The 15,369-nt window shown below is 45.5% G+C and carries 17 protein-coding genes; 7 read left to right on the top strand and 10 right to left on the bottom strand.

Going from position 1 to position 15,369, the window contains the following annotated elements:
• From mraY to ACLWOR_RS03825, 3 genes are all read right to left on the bottom strand, one after another.
• Positions 1-1,077: a phospho-N-acetylmuramoyl-pentapeptide-transferase gene (gene mraY / locus ACLWOR_RS03815; RefSeq protein WP_413939342.1), complete on the bottom strand. Its 1,077-nt coding sequence runs from the start codon at positions 1,075-1,077 to the stop codon at positions 1-3.
• Positions 1,078-1,284: 207 nt separating this feature from the next.
• Positions 1,285-2,706 carry a UDP-N-acetylmuramoyl-tripeptide--D-alanyl-D-alanine ligase gene (locus ACLWOR_RS03820; protein ID WP_413939343.1) on the bottom strand — a complete coding sequence of 474 codons (1,422 nt, stop codon included), beginning with the start codon at positions 2,704-2,706 and terminating at the stop codon, positions 1,285-1,287.
• Between the two features lie 2 nt (positions 2,707-2,708).
• The gene (locus tag ACLWOR_RS03825; protein ID WP_413939344.1) at positions 2,709-4,202 is read right to left on the bottom strand and encodes a UDP-N-acetylmuramoyl-L-alanyl-D-glutamate--2,6-diaminopimelate ligase; all 1,494 of its coding nucleotides are present in this window, start codon (positions 4,200-4,202) and stop codon (positions 2,709-2,711) included.
• A 64-nt stretch (positions 4,203-4,266) separates the two neighbouring features.
• Between ACLWOR_RS03825 and ACLWOR_RS03830 the strand changes: the two genes are divergently transcribed.
• Together ACLWOR_RS03830 and gloA are read left to right on the top strand one after the other, a co-directional pair.
• Complete coding sequence (locus ACLWOR_RS03830; protein ID WP_413939345.1) at positions 4,267-4,956, top strand: alpha/beta hydrolase; 690 nt, start codon at positions 4,267-4,269, stop codon at positions 4,954-4,956.
• 11 nt (positions 4,957-4,967) lie between these two features.
• On the top strand, positions 4,968-5,477 hold the full coding sequence (gloA, locus tag ACLWOR_RS03835) for a lactoylglutathione lyase (protein ID WP_413939346.1): 510 nt from the start codon (positions 4,968-4,970) through the stop codon (positions 5,475-5,477).
• A gap of 58 nt (positions 5,478-5,535) precedes the next feature.
• Here gloA and ACLWOR_RS03840 read toward each other — a convergent pair whose 3' ends face one another.
• From ACLWOR_RS03840 to ACLWOR_RS03850, 3 genes are all read right to left on the bottom strand, one after another.
• Entirely contained in the window at positions 5,536-5,898 is a 363-nt protein-coding gene (locus tag ACLWOR_RS03840) for a hypothetical protein (protein WP_413939347.1), read from the bottom strand.
• 222 nt (positions 5,899-6,120) lie between these two features.
• The gene (locus ACLWOR_RS03845; protein WP_413939348.1) at positions 6,121-6,480 is read right to left on the bottom strand and encodes a hypothetical protein; all 360 of its coding nucleotides are present in this window, start codon (positions 6,478-6,480) and stop codon (positions 6,121-6,123) included.
• Positions 6,481-6,483: 3 nt separating this feature from the next.
• Positions 6,484-7,278, bottom strand: coding sequence for a TIGR02147 family protein (locus ACLWOR_RS03850; RefSeq protein WP_413939349.1), 795 nt, complete (start codon positions 7,276-7,278; stop codon positions 6,484-6,486).
• Between the two features lie 165 nt (positions 7,279-7,443).
• Between ACLWOR_RS03850 and ACLWOR_RS03855 the strand changes: the two genes are divergently transcribed.
• Complete coding sequence (locus ACLWOR_RS03855; RefSeq protein WP_413939350.1) at positions 7,444-7,896, top strand: hypothetical protein; 453 nt, start codon at positions 7,444-7,446, stop codon at positions 7,894-7,896.
• Between the two features lie 403 nt (positions 7,897-8,299).
• Here ACLWOR_RS03855 and ACLWOR_RS03860 read toward each other — a convergent pair whose 3' ends face one another.
• The 3 genes from ACLWOR_RS03860 to rsmH are packed head-to-tail and all read right to left on the bottom strand — an operon-like array spanning position 8,300 to position 11,486.
• Positions 8,300-10,243 carry a penicillin-binding transpeptidase domain-containing protein gene (locus ACLWOR_RS03860; RefSeq protein WP_413939351.1) on the bottom strand — a complete coding sequence of 648 codons (1,944 nt, stop codon included), beginning with the start codon at positions 10,241-10,243 and terminating at the stop codon, positions 8,300-8,302.
• Complete coding sequence (locus tag ACLWOR_RS03865; RefSeq protein WP_413939352.1) at positions 10,244-10,537, bottom strand: histidine kinase; 294 nt, start codon at positions 10,535-10,537, stop codon at positions 10,244-10,246. It lies immediately after the preceding gene.
• Positions 10,538-10,562: 25 nt separating this feature from the next.
• Positions 10,563-11,486: a 16S rRNA (cytosine(1402)-N(4))-methyltransferase RsmH gene (gene rsmH, locus ACLWOR_RS03870; protein ID WP_413939353.1), complete on the bottom strand. Its 924-nt coding sequence runs from the start codon at positions 11,484-11,486 to the stop codon at positions 10,563-10,565.
• A 122-nt stretch (positions 11,487-11,608) separates the two neighbouring features.
• On the opposite strand from rsmH, the gene ACLWOR_RS03875 reads away from it, so the two are divergent.
• Genes ACLWOR_RS03875 through hpt form a run of 3 tightly spaced genes read left to right on the top strand, consistent with a single transcriptional unit; the run spans position 11,609 to position 13,990 of the window.
• Positions 11,609-12,625, top strand: coding sequence for a hypothetical protein (locus ACLWOR_RS03875; protein ID WP_413939354.1), 1,017 nt, complete (start codon positions 11,609-11,611; stop codon positions 12,623-12,625).
• Positions 12,626-12,634: 9 nt separating this feature from the next.
• On the top strand, positions 12,635-13,426 hold the full coding sequence (locus tag ACLWOR_RS03880; RefSeq protein WP_413939355.1) for a uracil phosphoribosyltransferase: 792 nt from the start codon (positions 12,635-12,637) through the stop codon (positions 13,424-13,426).
• A 33-nt stretch (positions 13,427-13,459) separates the two neighbouring features.
• The gene (gene hpt, locus ACLWOR_RS03885; RefSeq protein ID WP_413939356.1) at positions 13,460-13,990 is read left to right on the top strand and encodes a hypoxanthine phosphoribosyltransferase; all 531 of its coding nucleotides are present in this window, start codon (positions 13,460-13,462) and stop codon (positions 13,988-13,990) included.
• A gap of 107 nt (positions 13,991-14,097) precedes the next feature.
• Here the strand turns inward: hpt and ACLWOR_RS03890 are convergent, their stop codons facing one another.
• Positions 14,098-14,589, bottom strand: coding sequence for a hypothetical protein (locus ACLWOR_RS03890; protein WP_413939357.1), 492 nt, complete (start codon positions 14,587-14,589; stop codon positions 14,098-14,100).
• 226 nt (positions 14,590-14,815) lie between these two features.
• Between ACLWOR_RS03890 and lysM the strand changes: the two genes are divergently transcribed.
• Positions 14,816-15,295 carry a peptidoglycan-binding protein LysM gene (gene lysM, locus ACLWOR_RS03895; RefSeq protein WP_413939358.1) on the top strand — a complete coding sequence of 160 codons (480 nt, stop codon included), beginning with the start codon at positions 14,816-14,818 and terminating at the stop codon, positions 15,293-15,295.
• The last annotated feature ends 74 nt before the right edge of the window (positions 15,296-15,369 follow it).

Here is a 15,369-nt window from a genome sequence, read left to right on the forward strand (position 1 = left end):
TTACCTCAACTTCAAAGTCGCGAGACTCAAAACAGCTAATAAAATAGAAATAATCCAAAAACGCACGATGATCTTTGTCTCTGTTAATCCACCCAGTTCGAAGTGGTGATGGATCGGAGCCATTTTAAAGATCCTTTTACCCGTCATTTTAAATGAAATCACTTGCGTGATAACAGACAAGGCTTCAACCACGAACACGCCACCGAGGATCACCATCAAAAGTTCATTTTGTGTGATCACGGCCATGGAACCCAGGAAACCGCCCAGGGACAAGCTTCCCACGTCTCCCATAAAAACTTGTGCGGGGTATGCGTTAAACCACAAAAATCCCATTCCCGCAGCAACAATCGTTGCGGCAACTGGAGTTAATTCACCAGCTCCAACCACGTGAGGGATTTGCAAATAACCTGCGATCTGAAAGTGACCTGTGACATAAGCAAAAAGACCCAAAGTCGCAGCCGAAATCATCACCGGAACAATGGCGAGGCCATCCAAACCATCCGTAAGATTCACGGCATTTGCAGTTCCAACAACAACAAGGGCACCGAACACGACATAGAGATAACCAAGATCCCATGCAACTGACTTCGCAAATGGAATTGTCACAGCTGTGCTCAAGTTATGGAATTGCACCAGATACCAAATCACACCACCGCTAATCAGGAATTCACCGAGCAAACGGATTTTACCAGAGAGACCTTTGGAGTTTTTCTTTGAAACTTTGAGCCAGTCATCCATATAACCGATAAAGCCAAAGCCCCAAGTGATGATGAGGACTGCCCACACAAGCGGGTTCATCATGTCGACCCATAACAAGCACGGAATCAAAGTCGAAAGAAGAATCAACCCACCACCCATTGTTGGTGTACCGGCTTTTTTCTTGTGAGATTGAGGACCGTCATCGCGAATCGCTTGACCGAAATGTTTCAACTGCAAACGTTTGATGAAGTGAGGTCCCCACATCCAGCAAAGCAAGAATGAAGTGAAGAATGAAATGAATGTACGAACCGTGATGTAACGGAAAACATTCAATGGAGAAAACTCGTCTGCCATTGAATAAAGCCATTGATAAAGCATGCTGTGATGATCCCCTCTTAGATGACCAATTTTTGAAATTTCGTAGAAACTCTAAGGATTTAGCACAAAGCCATCTTCAAAAGCAAGCAAAACTTGTTAAGTATATGTAATCATTAGGCTTTATAAAGAAAATAAACATTCCAAGAGAAAAGGTCCCAGGGGCTTTTTTAAACAAAAATGCAGAAAACTCCCTGGCACCTTTTTGAACTATTGCTTTTCGGCGAAGTCGAGGGGGTTGCATGGGAAGACGAAACGTTCGAGTTTTGTTCCGCGTGATGCTTTGACGACTGCGATGTCGCCTTTTTGCAAGAAGCCCGCGAGATCTTGACCCATTGCTTCGGTGTAGTCGCCTTCGATCAAGGCAGGATTTTTGTAGCCTGCTTTTTCAAGACCGCTGCGGAATGCCTGGGCGTCGTCGCCGATAAAATAAATACGATCAAAACCTGCTTTACCGGCGTATGTCGCAATCTCTTCGTGCAAGCTTGCGGAAGCGGAACCCATTTCACGCATTTGTCCAAACACGCCGACTTTGCGCCCCGGAACTTTTAATAGACTGACGTTATCAATCAACGCCTTCATGCTGTCAGGATTAGCGTTATAAGCATCAAAGATCATCTCAGCACCGGTTTTCAAGTGCACCAGCTGATTACGTCCCCAAGTTGTTTTGCACTCCGGAAGCCCTGCCCAGATTTGCGCAGGAGTCATGCCTGCTGCCAAACCAAGAGTCGCCGCCGCCATTAAGTTTGTTAAATTTTGTGAACCGAAAACTTCAACACGCGCCGAACCACTGACACCACCGATATGGCCCTTCAAATAAATCTCTCGCATGTTCATTTCGCCGATCATCAAGTGCACATCCGCACGCGGATCTTCAGAAGAGAACGTCAAAAAAGTTCCCGCCGGATTTTTTTCTTTCGCATTCACATACATGTTGTGAGTTTGCGGATTATCGAGGTTGAAAACCCGCAACGCTTTCTCAGAAGCCGCGTTGTAAATCTCTTCTTTGGCTTCCGCGATTTTTTCAATGCTCCCAAAAAATTCGACGTGCGCGCGGCCGACCATTGTGCACACCACAACATCGGGATCCGCGATATGCACCAACTCCGTAATTTCTCCGGCGTGGTTCATACCCATCTCAACAACGGCAATTTGTTTTTCAGGTGCGAGTTGCAACAACGTAAATGGCACACCCCAATGATTATTAAAACTACCTTTGTTATAGTGAACATCCATTGCGGTTCCAATAAGAGCCGCCGTGAATTCTTTCGTCGTTGTTTTACCGTTTGAACCCGTGATGGCCAGAACTTTAGCCTGCGATTGATGACGGGCCCAGTTGCCCATTTTCTGTAAAGCCTTCAGAGTGTCAGCAACTTTGATAATAGTGACTTGTCCCTTGAGCTTTTCTACTTGCGCATTTTCCTGATGGATCATTATAGCTGCGGCACCTTGTGCGACGGCCTTATCCAAAAAATCGTGGGCGTCAAAAGCTTCGCCTTTGAGTGCAATGAACAATTGACCTGTCAAATTCACGCGCGTGTCGGTACCAATTCCTTTAAACTGAGTTTCTTGTTTAGAAAGAACCTGAGCTCCCGTGATTTTTTCGATTGTTTGCAAATCCATTGCGCGCATCTTTAAGCTCTCCCCTTTAAGGCCTCTTCGGCAACTTTCACGTCACTAAATGGGAACTTCTGTGTTCCGATAATTTGATAATCTTCATGACCTTTACCTGCGATCAAAATCACATCGCCGGTTTTGGCTTTTTGAATAGTCGATAAAATGGCTTCTTTGCGGTCGACGAAAATTTGCACGCGATTTTTTTCCGCACTCGAAACACCGCTCATAATGTCGTTGATGATGGCATTGGCGTCTTCGGTGCGAGGATTGTCTGAAGTTACGACGACTTCGTCAGAAAATTTCAATGCCATTTGCGCCATCAAAGGACGTTTGCCCTTGTCACGATCTCCACCGCAACCGAACACCGTCCAAATACGTGCCGAGGATTTCAAATTCTCTCGCACACGATTCAATGCTGTTAAAACATTTTCCAAGGCATCGGGAGAATGCGCATAATCCACAAACACCGAAAGCTCTTCACTGTTCGGCACAGACTGCAAGCGTCCTGGTACCCCGGTGAATTTATTCAGAGCTTCTACGACCAATGGAAGCGGCATCCCCGCCGCGAGCCCTGCTGCCATCGCAGCTAAAGAGTTCATTACATTATGCACACCTGACATCGGCAACGAAACTTCAGTATCACCGAAAGGCGTGCGCACTTTGAATTGCGTCAGGGCAAAATCCATTTTTTGAATTTCGTAAGCAAAATCAGAATCCTTTGCACCGTACGTCCAAAGTACTGTCGGATCGGCCACCCTTAAGCGGCGTCCCCATTTGTCTGCTGTATTGATAATCGCAAAGCTTGGAGTCTTCTCTGTCTTCCACATCAAATCCGTGAACAGTCTTTGCTTGGCAGCGAAATAGCTTTCCATGGTTTGATGATAATCCAAATGATCCCGGGTAAGGTTTGTGAAAATTGCCGCATTAAATGGAACGCTGTCCACACGACGCTGATCTAAGGCATGCGACGAAACTTCAATCGCCACAGCAAGCGCACCTTCATCACGAAATTCACGCAGACGTTTTTGTAAAAAAAGTGGATCTGGAGTTGTCATTTCCGAGGGCCACACTTTGTCGCCAAGATGATGATTGACGGTTCCAATCACGCCAGTGGGAATATGACCCGCATTAAGAATCGACTCCGTCATATACGTGACAGAGGTTTTTCCATTTGTTCCTGTAACGCCGACACAGAAAAGCTCTTGGCCAGGATTGAGATAATAACGGCAAGCCAAAGTGTCTAAAATCTCGCGTGTGTTCGGAACATTTAGAACAAGACCTTTGAAGTCCGTTGGCACCTGAGTCTTGTCTTCAACCACAAGAACCAGAGCCCCTTTCGCAATAGCATCAGGAATAAATTTATGACCATCGTGTTGAGTCCCACGAATCGCAACAAAAATAGAATTCGGAATTACACGACGGGCATCATTAAAAAGTCCCGTCACCTCTTCTGAGGAGTAGATGGTATCTGGAATTCCAGGGATGACAGATAAAAGGGATTGTAAATTCATATTCCGCCCAGTGCCATTGACTCGTACGCTGTACTAGAGTGTCAGGATAGCGTAGATTAAATCCATGAGACAACTCGGAAAGATACATTGCCAAGAAATAAATCACGACGACGATGCGCCCTGGGTCATCTTTTTCCACGGCTTCGGCGCGGACTGTAACGATCTCTTTTCCCTCGGAGAAATGATTTCTACTAAGAAAACTTTCAACTGGCTTTTCCCCAACGGCCCCCTAGAAGTTCCTATTGGACCTGCTTGGACTGGACGCGCTTGGTGGACAATCGACATGATGGAAGTTCAACGCGCCATGGAGCGCGGCGAACACCGCGACTTTAGCAATGACACGCCCAAAGGCCTCGATAAAGCTTTCGACAAAACCATGGAGATGATCAATCAGCTGAAAGTGCCTTGGAACAAAATCGTGCTCGGTGGCTTTAGCCAAGGAGCTATGTTGGCGACAGAACTATATCTGCGCGCTCCACATAAACCCGCAGGCCTGGTCATCATGTCAGGAACTCTTTTGCACCAAGAAGAATGGAAAAAATTAGTACCAGCTCGCGCGGGTGAAAGATTTTTCCAGAGCCACGGGGAAGCCGATACAATTTTAGGGTTTAAACAAGCACAAAAGCTCGAAACACTTTTAAATCAAAATGGCATGAAGGGTTCGCTCGTCGGCTTCCGCGGAGGACACGAGATTCCGCCTGTCGTGATGACTAAGATCGGCCAGTATCTCGATTCGTTGAGCTTTGATAAGTAAGGATTTTATTTATGAATAACATCAAGGGCGTCTGCACCCAGCCGGACTCAGAAACACAAAAATATATTTTTAATCACACGATGTTGCGAATTAAAGATCCAGCGGTGTCATTAGATTTTTATACACGTGTTCTTGGAATGCGTTTGATTCGCAAGGTGGATTTCGCCGAGTGGAAATTTTCTTTATACTTTCTGGCTTACGTTCCAGACGGCACAATTGTGCCAACTGAAAATGGAGAGAATGCGCGCTACACCAATAATCGTGAATCCGTTTTAGAACTCACCCACAACTGGGGCACTGAAACCGAAGAAAAAACTCCGTATCACAATGGCAATACCGAACCGCGTGGCTTTGGCCATATCTGCGTTTCGGTTCCAAATATCCAAGAAGCCTGCGCACGTTTTGAAAAGCTGCAAGTGCCATTTCAAAAACGCTTAGGTGAAGGTGGGATGAAGAACATTGCCTTTATCAAGGATCCCGATAATTATTGGGTTGAAATTGTTCAACCAGGACTTCTCTAAATAAAAAAAGGCGCCTTCGTGGCGCCTTTTTTATGCAAGAAACATTGAACTTAATAGACTATTGAGCGCCTGGGTATTGGCAGATCAAAGAGTCCGCTTGACCCACACTCAACACTGGGTTTTCAGATTTCGCAGTGATTGTTGAAACCTGATCGAAATCAATTCTGAAGATAGAACCATCCCAGCTTGTCGTGCCTTCAACAAAAGCGCCTTGGTCTTGAGCCATCAATTGGCCAGCAATGTAAACCAAAACATTCATTTGACCTGTTTGCTCATCAGCTACGCCCACAACGCTCAATGAAGAATCAACGTTTGGCAAACTGTTGCAAGAAAAAATAACGTTTGATTCGTCTTGCGCCATTCCTTGTGAACCCGCCAAGATAACCAAAGCTGCTGTTGCGATCATCGTTTTCATTTTCATATCTCTCTCCTTTTTGTTTTTGTTTAAAAATTCATTCGTTCGAATTGAGACCTTGATATCGCGACAAATTTTAAAAGGCCAGCTATTTTGACACGAAGTGTGTCAGGCAAAGACACAGGAGATTTCTACAATATTTCAACTTAGCAAGATGAAGGCACAGATAAAAAAACTGCCGACCTTGTGGGTCAGCAGCTTGGGATACGCAAAATGTAGCGTGAGGAATTAGAACGTATATTCAGAAGAAAACGAGCACTCAAATTTCTCGTTACGCAATTTCTTAAATGAAGAAGAGACGACTTTACCCTCACCTTCCGTGAAAGCCAGAGTGATTTGGTCGCCCTCGTACTGAGTTTCTGACAACACACCGATATCTTCACCCACCACTTGCCCATTTGCTTCGATGAAAACTTCCATCAAACTCTCATACAGGCTTTGATAACCCGAAATCACCACAGATGATGAAGCGTTTTTGCATTTGAAAACAAGTGAATCATCGCCACCCGCCTCTTTGAAACCCGCAAAGCTTGCTTGAGACAAGAACAAAGAAGCAAAGAGAAATGAAAAAATAAATCTTTTGTTCATACATTAACCTTTCGTTTTAGATAGAGGAAAAAAACTAATCTGCATTTGATAAACTTCTTTAGCCTTGCGCGGTTGGAAATCCCGAGCAAAGGCACGACGGAATTCGGTGATTCGAGCAATCGCCTGAGGCAAATCCTCTGGTTCAAAACACATCGTCGCGGATGTGTGATTGCGGCTTTCCAGCGGAATCTCTTGCACTGCTTTTTTGGAAAGCTCAAGCAGTTGAACTTGGTATTTACGAGCGGCATCTGAAGATGTCTGCGGCTCTAAGCTTGTGAGCTCCCCCGCTTCGGAAGCATCGATCAATTTGCCTTGTGCGTTTTTCTTTAAAAGCTCCAAGCGCAACAGACGTTCAATGGCAATGTTGGCTTCTGATTTCGTAATTCCGAGGCGTTGGCTGATCCATAGAGCATCCGATTGAAAGCCTTGAACATGAGTGAGCTCTAAGATCGCGTAGTGATACCAATCGGAAATGACCGCAAAGGTATCAAGTGTCAGAGCTTGAATTTGCTTTAAGTTGCTGGTCGCTCCGGCGACTTCATCCGTTGTTGGCAAGCGGTGCAATTGATCTGTGGAAAGACCTAATGCCGATCCCAAACGCAGCTTCATTTTTTCCGTGATCGGACGCTTGCCATTGATCATCTGAGAGAGCGCGGAAGGCTCGACTTGCAGTGAACGTGCAAAGGAGCGCAAAGAATAATTAGGATTTGCCCGACAACGCTCGACTAGCTCCTCTTGAAGGAGGCGTCTAAAACTTGTAGCTGTGGTGATTTTGCGGCGATCGCGGCTGGGTTCCATCGGGTAAAGGTGGTACCACCCGCCCCCCGAAGGGTCCAGTTTTTTGAAACAAAACGTGTCAAACCCTGACACGTTTTGAAAAAGCTCCCCTAATGTCAGCAATTTAGACAGGTCTAGACGTCGCTGGATCTCAACTAAGCCTCGGAAATGACCGATAAATCCCCAATGGAAAAGTACTTTAAGGACAAGGTTTTCTTCGAAGAGCTGGAGATGTGGGATCTCCTCCTGAGCCTGCGCGATCAAGAATTTGATCTCGAAGATGGCTTTTACTTTGTCGAGTACGTCGAGCAGAAAATGCCCCTGGTGTTTCGTTACGAACGATTTATTAAGTTCGACGACGCTCAAACGATGGACGAAGCCCTTTACGAAATTCCATTCCCAGGTCCTCGCTTGCTCATTCACTTGTGCGACAAGCGCCCGCACAAAGTGCAAATTGATTCAGGCTATTTAATAGCTATCGAACACATGGTAGACGGTAAATGGGAACGCCTTGCTTATCGTGATATCGTTCTTGAATGGGAACGATCCAAAGTCGTATTTCCAACACCAAAAGAAGCTGCTCGAGCGATCGAAAAGCTAACCCAACTTTTGGTAATGCAGACGAAAAAAGTCTCCTAAGATTCGACATAAAATTATGTCTTTTTGCTTTTTCGACAAATCTTTCGTTCCTAGATTCCTATCCTCTTCAAACAACACATTTTTTATCGGAGCATAGTCCGAAGTTTCGACAATAGGATTCAATACGAGATAGTTATCCAATCCGCGCTTCCCGATTTCTAAATTCGCAACCATTTCGGATTTCGTTCGAGAGCTAAAGTATAAGCCTCCCGAAACGAATCGAAACCAAGGCTCTCCAATAAGCGGTTGTTCCGATCTCCGCACGAGAAGTTCGTACAAGCGATGACAACATCGCGTCTTTTTGATATTTTGATATTCCATGAGAACGACGGCCTGGAATTTCTATGCCGTCGTCATTGAAGATAAATAAGTCAAAGAAGCGGGCCGATGTCCGACCCGCGAATTAACGAAGAATGACTGTGATATTTTTATCAGCTGGCAATTCAGAGCCTACTGATGGAATGATCTCGGATACCATTCCTTGACCGACGAATTTCACATTTAAGTCATGGCCACGAAGGCGGCGTAAAACTTCACGTGTGCTTAAATTCATTAAGTCAGGCACTGTTGTCGTATCGAGTGCCGGGGTTGTATCGACTTTCTCTAAGATTTTTTCTAATGAAGCCATCTTACGAGATTTCGTCGGCACAACATCGCTTGCTAATGGTAATGGCGCAATTCCCGCTTTACGAACAGCGTATGAAGCCACTCGCGAGAAGATCGGAGCTGCCACTGCACCACCGTAGTAAGATTTTTTCGGAGAATCGAGAGCGATATAGATCACAAACTTTGGATCATTCGCAGGAATAAATCCAGCAAAGCTAGAAACGTAGGCACCTTTTAGATATCCACGACCGTTTGGATTAACTTTTTGCGCTGTTCCCGTTTTTCCCCCCACCATGAAACCTTCGACACGTGCATTCACACCTGTCCCGATTCCTTGAGTTGTTACACCTACCAGCATCGCACGCATTTGCGCGGCTTGCTCAGGAGTCAAAACACGACGGATCGGTTTCACTTGAGTTTCTGTCAACTGACCTGTTTCCGAGTCGCGAACAGACTCCACGATATAAGGAGTATTCAAAACACCCCCATTGGCAATGGCCGCATAAGCATTCGCCATTTGGATCGGTGTCGAGGAGATACCATGACCGAAAGAAATATTACTGAGTAAGTGCTGACGCCAAGGCAGAGCTTGCACCATGCCGCGCGCTTCACCCGGAAGATCTACACCCGCACGTTGACCAAAACCAAAATCCAAAAGACCTTGGCGCAATTTTTCAGAACCCATCTTGAAAGCAATCTTCGTAGTTCCAACGTTTGACGACACGGCCAAAATCTGCGCCACTGTCATGTCGCCGAATTTCTCTCTTGTCTCCGCTTCCTTAATGATTCGATCGCCGACCTTAAAGCTTCCGTATTCACAGAAAAATTTTGTATTCGGTTGAACCATTTGTTCGCGGAGTGCGGATGCGATCACAAAAGTTTTCAACGTCGAACCCGGCTCAAAAGCATCCGTCACCACTTTATTGCGGCGGAACTCTGCAGGTGTCTTCATCGCCTTATTCACGTCAAAGGTTGGAGCCGAGGCCAAAGCCACAATGGCAGATGTTTTTGCATCTAAGACAACTCCTACGGCGTGATCAGCTTCGAATGTCGTGACGGCATTCGCCAGTTCACTTTCCAAGTTATACTGAATATCAGAATCAACCGTCAGACGAAGCTCATTACCATCTGGATTTTCTGTGAACATCAAGCCGTCATTAATAAGAGGGCGACCGCGAGCATCACGCTTCACCATGACCTTTTTGGGATTTCCGACCATCGCTTGTTCGTAAGCAAGCTCTAATCCCTCAAGGCCTTGGCCTTCGCTGCCCATAAAACCTAAAGTCTGCGCCAGCAAAGTTTCATTTGGATAAACACGGCGCCATTCTTCTACGAATGACAATCCACGCAAATCCCAAGATTTAATTTCGTCAGCTTTAGCTTGATCAAGCATACGCTGAATCCACACGAAACGACGATTGCCGTCTTTGATCTTCGCGTAAACGGATTCATAGGATTGATTTAAGACCTTCGCCAATTTTTTTGCCACGACTTTGCGGTTTTCCAAAATTTTTGGATCGGCATACAAAGAGTAGGCTGTTGCTGACATCGCCAGATCACGACCTTCACGATCGACAATCGCACCACGGCGCGCTTGCAACGTCACCTTAGTTTGGAACTGACGATTTTGCAGAGAGTTCAAACGATCGTTCGGTAAGAACTGAAGATAACCCGCGCGCAAGATCAAGCATGACCACAAAATCAGAATACCTACAAAAATTGCAACAATACGTGATTTCAATCAAAGTTCCTTTTTATCAGTTCCGCTTTTCGCGACAGCTTTCTGAAGATCTTCTGGCAATGGGCCCGTCAGATGAATGATCTGATTGGCTTGAACTTTTTTAAGTGTGAACTTTTGTTGCGCCACGGACTCTAAGAGTTGCGGCCGCGTGATTTTCGCCAACGCGATTTCCTTGGCTCTTTTTTCTTCTAGAACTTTTTTATGTTGGCGTGTGAGTTTTAAAACGGAGTAACCGATACGGCGTTCCTCCATCTGTAAAAACACGATGGAGAACAACGTCAGGATAATTAGCAAGATGCTAAAAAATGGTTTTAACTGTCTAAGATTCTCCGAGCTCATCCTGAGCACCTTTCTCAAAGACTCTCATCTTCGCACTACGCGAGCGAGAGTTTCTGTCACACTCTTCCTGAGTGGGCACAATAACTTTTTTGTGAGTCTGACGACCCAGATCCTTATGATCTCTAAAAATATTTTTAACGATGCGGTCTTCGAGAGAATGGAAGCTAATAACCGCCAAGCGTCCGCCTGGGTTCAGGGCTTTCATCATTGGCAACAATGCCGCTGACACAACTTCCAATTCTGAATTCACCGCCAAACGCAAAGCCATGAAATACTTCGTCGCTGGATGATGACCTTTTTGTCTCCAACCATCCACGCGCTCAATAAGGCCCGCGAGTTCTTTTGTTGATTGATATGCTTTGGTTTTGCGATCGTGAACGATCGCGCGAACGACACGGAAAGGACTATGGACTTCGCCATATTCCTTAAAGATTCGAATGAGGTCATTCTCTGATGCCGTATTTACAATCATCTCAGCCGTCAATCCTTGTTGCTGATTCATCCGCATATCCAGTGGACCATCGTTATAAAAACTAAAGCCTCGGTCTGCCTGGTCTAACTGCGGAGAGCTCACTCCTAGATCTAAGAGCATCATATCAAAGTTTTGCAGATTGTGTTCTGAAAACTGCGAGAAATTACCATGAATTATCTCAAGATCACCACTCTGGACTTCAGTCTGGAAGCGCGTCTTAGCGTAATCAATCGCAACTAGATCTTGGTCCATGACCACGGCTTTCATCTGCGGAATGTGATGCTTGATTGCGAGATAATGACCGCCGCGACCAAAAGTTCCATCAAAGTAACGTACAGCTGCTTTTTCCTTGTAAGGAGCGAAGGCTTCGAGCACTTCATTCAGCATAACCGGGTAATGTTCAGGGGAAAATTCCAGAGGAGACTGGACCATTTGCGAGGCCTACCTTGCTATATAAAAAACTCAACTTAAAAACAATTCTATTGAGCGTCAAGTTCCTTTGCCTTAGTCTATTTTTAAGGCCTCCTCAAATACTTTTTAGGATGAGAATTTGAATGCTGATTAACTGTCCCAAATGTGGTTTTCAACAACCTAAAGACAAATACTGCGCTCAGTGTGGCGTGGATATGGAGACATTTAAGCCAGCGACACCGCCGCTTTTCCAACGCATTTTCGGCAACTACCTTGTCCAGTTAGGACTCCTTGCCGTTATTGCCGGCGGCGTAGGCACCTACCTTTACAGCTCACGCACACCCAAACTTGCTGAACAAAGCGGAAACTCGCGATCTCTTGTGCAAATTAATAAAGATACAGGCGCGCCAGCCCCTGCTTCAGCAAATGTCGAAACAGAAATGGAGCCTGTTCAAGCTGATATACAAGCGCAACAAACTGACGCGGCTTCAAACGAGCTTGCGACTCGTGCAGATATCGCGGCTCCTGCCGCAGCCCTCACGGAAACGACAGGTGGCGAAGAAAAGCGTAAAGTTGCATCTGCCTCGGGTCCGTCCTTGGTTGTGACATATGCGGAAGTTCCGCAAGCAGCTCTCCAAACTCTGATTGATGCCACTCATTCTGGCGGCAACTACATGAGTTTTAATATGTACTCAGCGGGTCTTTTGCCGGGATTGCGTGATCGCTTGAATTCCGGGAATTTCAAAATGACAGTTCTCCACAAAGAAACTCGCAGCCTCAGTGGTACGAAAACTTTACAATGGTTCCAAGGTCTTAAAGACCCGCGCAGTCCCGCTGAAATTGGTTTTACTACTTTTGTGACATTGAATGATCCAGATCCAAACGACAATTCTTTGCGTGGGACGATGGAAGTGCAACGCGGATGGAGAGAAGTAGGACCTAATGGCTTTGAATACCAGCGCCGTTCATTCCCTGCTGAATTCGAGATCACACCACGCACCGGTTTCTTTATGGTTGGTGTCATGCCTCCTCGTTCAAATATTCCAAACGATGACGAACTCACAGCTATCGATGTGTTTAAGATTTTACGCTCTACTGCATTCCAACGTGGCGAGAGCGAATTTGTGATTTTTGTTGAGTTCGCGCGCGACTCCAACTAAGACTTTCCCATGGCACAATTTCAACAAGAATTAGGGCACCTTTACGGTCCTCAAGTTCATATTATTGATAGTCCTTTTTTGGGAGGCCTGCTTGCTCGCTTGTGCTCCCATGAGTCCGTTCAACCTGAAATCAATCGCATCGTCGAAGTTCTCTATACGCATTTGATTTCAATTGCGATGAACAATGAGTTCGATATTGAAGCCTTCGAACAAAAAACCCGCATGAGTGATTATCATCCCGATAATCTTTTAAAGGGCCATCGTGTGTCAGCAAACCAAAAGGCTGTGAGCGTAAACCTGGCTCGTGCCGGAACTTATCCGAGTCATATCTGCTACAACTTCCTCCACTTTTCATTGCCTTATCAAAACGTTCGCCAGGACCATATTTTTTCGGCGCGCGTGACAGACAGCAAAGACAAAGTCACTGGTTCTGAGTTTGGTGGCATGAAAATCGGTGGCGATGTGCGCGATGCCCATGTGATTTTCCCAGACCCAATGGGTGCGACTGGCAATACCATGGTGACTGCGATTGATTATTATAAAAAGCATATTGCAGGTCCTGCTAAAAAATTTATCGCATTAAATCTTATTGTAACGCCGGAGTATTTGAAGGCTGTCCTGAAAGCACATCCAGAGGTCGTTATCTATGCCTTAAGACTTGACCGAGGCCTTAGCTCTCAGGCAGTTTTAGATTCAACACCAGGACAGTATTGGGATCAGGAAAAGGGTCTTAACGAAAAGCACTACATCGTACCCGGTGGTGGTGGTTTCGGAGAGATCATGAACAACTCTTTTGTGTAACTTTTGGCTCGTGTTTTTTTGAAAGGAACCGCCATGACAAACCTTAGTTTGAAACCTTATATCTCTGAAGAACAGATCCAACAAAAAGTTAAAGAGCTTGGCCAAACTTTGACGAAAAAGTTTAAAGGCGAAAAAGTTGTCGCGGTTTGTGTGCTTAAAGGTTCTTTTATGTTTTATTCTGACCTTGTTCGCGCAATCGACGCTGACATCACTTGCGAATTCTTCGGTGTAGCAAGTTATCACGGTGGAACTTCTTCATCTGGCGAAGTGAAAGTGACTTTGGACCTTGCAAGCCCAGTTGAAGGCAAGCATGTCGTTCTTGTCGAAGACATTGTCGATACAGGTTTGACAATGAATTACCTAAAAGGTTCGATCCTATCTCGTAATCCGAAAAGCTTGACGACAATCGCGCTTTTGGAAAAACCAGAAGCATTGAAAGTTGAATGCCAGTTGGATCACGTTGGTTTCAAAATTCCAAATGACTTCGTAGTGGGTTACGGCTTGGACTACCAAGGCTACTACCGCAACCTTCCGTACATCGCGCAAGTTCAAAACTTCCAATAGTTTTTGCTTTTAAAATGTTTTTTGAGAACCCGCTGTTTTTACGAGCAGCGGGTTTTTTATTTCAGCGAACGATCATTGGCCTAGAAAGAGACTAAATCAATTCACTTCTATTCGAGGATCTTAAACTCAACCGTTCCGCTGCCATTTTCCCGAATACGACAGACTAATTTCTTAGACATTGCGATTTCGGAAGTAAAAACGTATTTCACAAAACCCGACAAAGAAGTTTCCACAAACTCTTCCACCTGGCAGGTTGCGCCTACTGTGACCATATATCCTTCTTGGATCATCTCGCCGGCCTGAGTCCTGCCGTACTCTAAACTTAATCGAACCTGATCAAAGCCAACGCTTTCGATACCTATCGCGTCGATATTCGACTTTTGACAACCAAGCACAGACGTTGAGGCCGCCGATTTCATCTCTTCAGCTGTACAGTCTGCAGCAAGGTGCTCGAATTGGAGATCGTGAACAGCAATAAGGCTGCCCAGCTTTTCGTTGGTAACCAAATCCATAAGGCCTTCTCCCTGAATTTCGACATTTCCTGCAAATGCAGACAGGCACACTAAACACGCTACTGTCACAAAAAAGGCGCTTTTCATAATTCTCCTTGGGTTTTGATGTGTAACATCCATGAACTTGCAAAAAAGAAGCCGCCCCGGAGCGAAGTACGTTCGTTCCTGTCCCACCTTTATAGGCAAAAAACATTTGAGGTAGACGATTCCTGTCATCCGCGACCCCTTGTTTTTTTACGAGGTCCAGCCCCTTCTTTCTGCTGTCGCAGTAGTCTATGAGTTCCTAGACGAAATCACACGAAAGGATGCATTTATGGGACTGATGGATTTTTTTAAAGATGCCGGCGAAAAACTTTTTGGTCACAACCCAAGCGTGGACGACATTAAAAAATACATTGAGAAACAGGGTCTCTCGACAAAAGGACTTGATCTGCAATACGATCCGAAATCCAATCGAATCACTATTGCCGGCACGGTTCCTGATCAGGCGACAAAAGAAAAACTGATTCTTTGTTGCGGTAACATCTACGGAGTCTCAGGCGTCGATGACCGCTTGACCGTGAATACTCCAACCCCGCCGTCGCAATACTATACTGTTCAAAACGGCGACACACTTTCAAAAATTGCTTTGAAATTTTATGGCGATTCCCAAAGATATCCCGAAATTTTTGAAGCCAACCGCCCGATGCTTTCTCATCCAGACAAAATCTATCCAGGACAGAGTTTAAGAATTCCACAACAAGGTCCCCAACAAACAAGGGTCGCCGAACAAAGACCAGAACAGAGACCGTAATCAAGTATTCTGACGGCTGTAATGGCCGTCTTTTTTATTTTGCGCGAGATAAGTCCCTAAACACATTTTTTGGG

Source organism: Bdellovibrio sp. HCB2-146 (assembly GCF_047345725.1).
GTDB lineage: Bacteria > Bdellovibrionota > Bdellovibrionia > Bdellovibrionales > Bdellovibrionaceae > Bdellovibrio.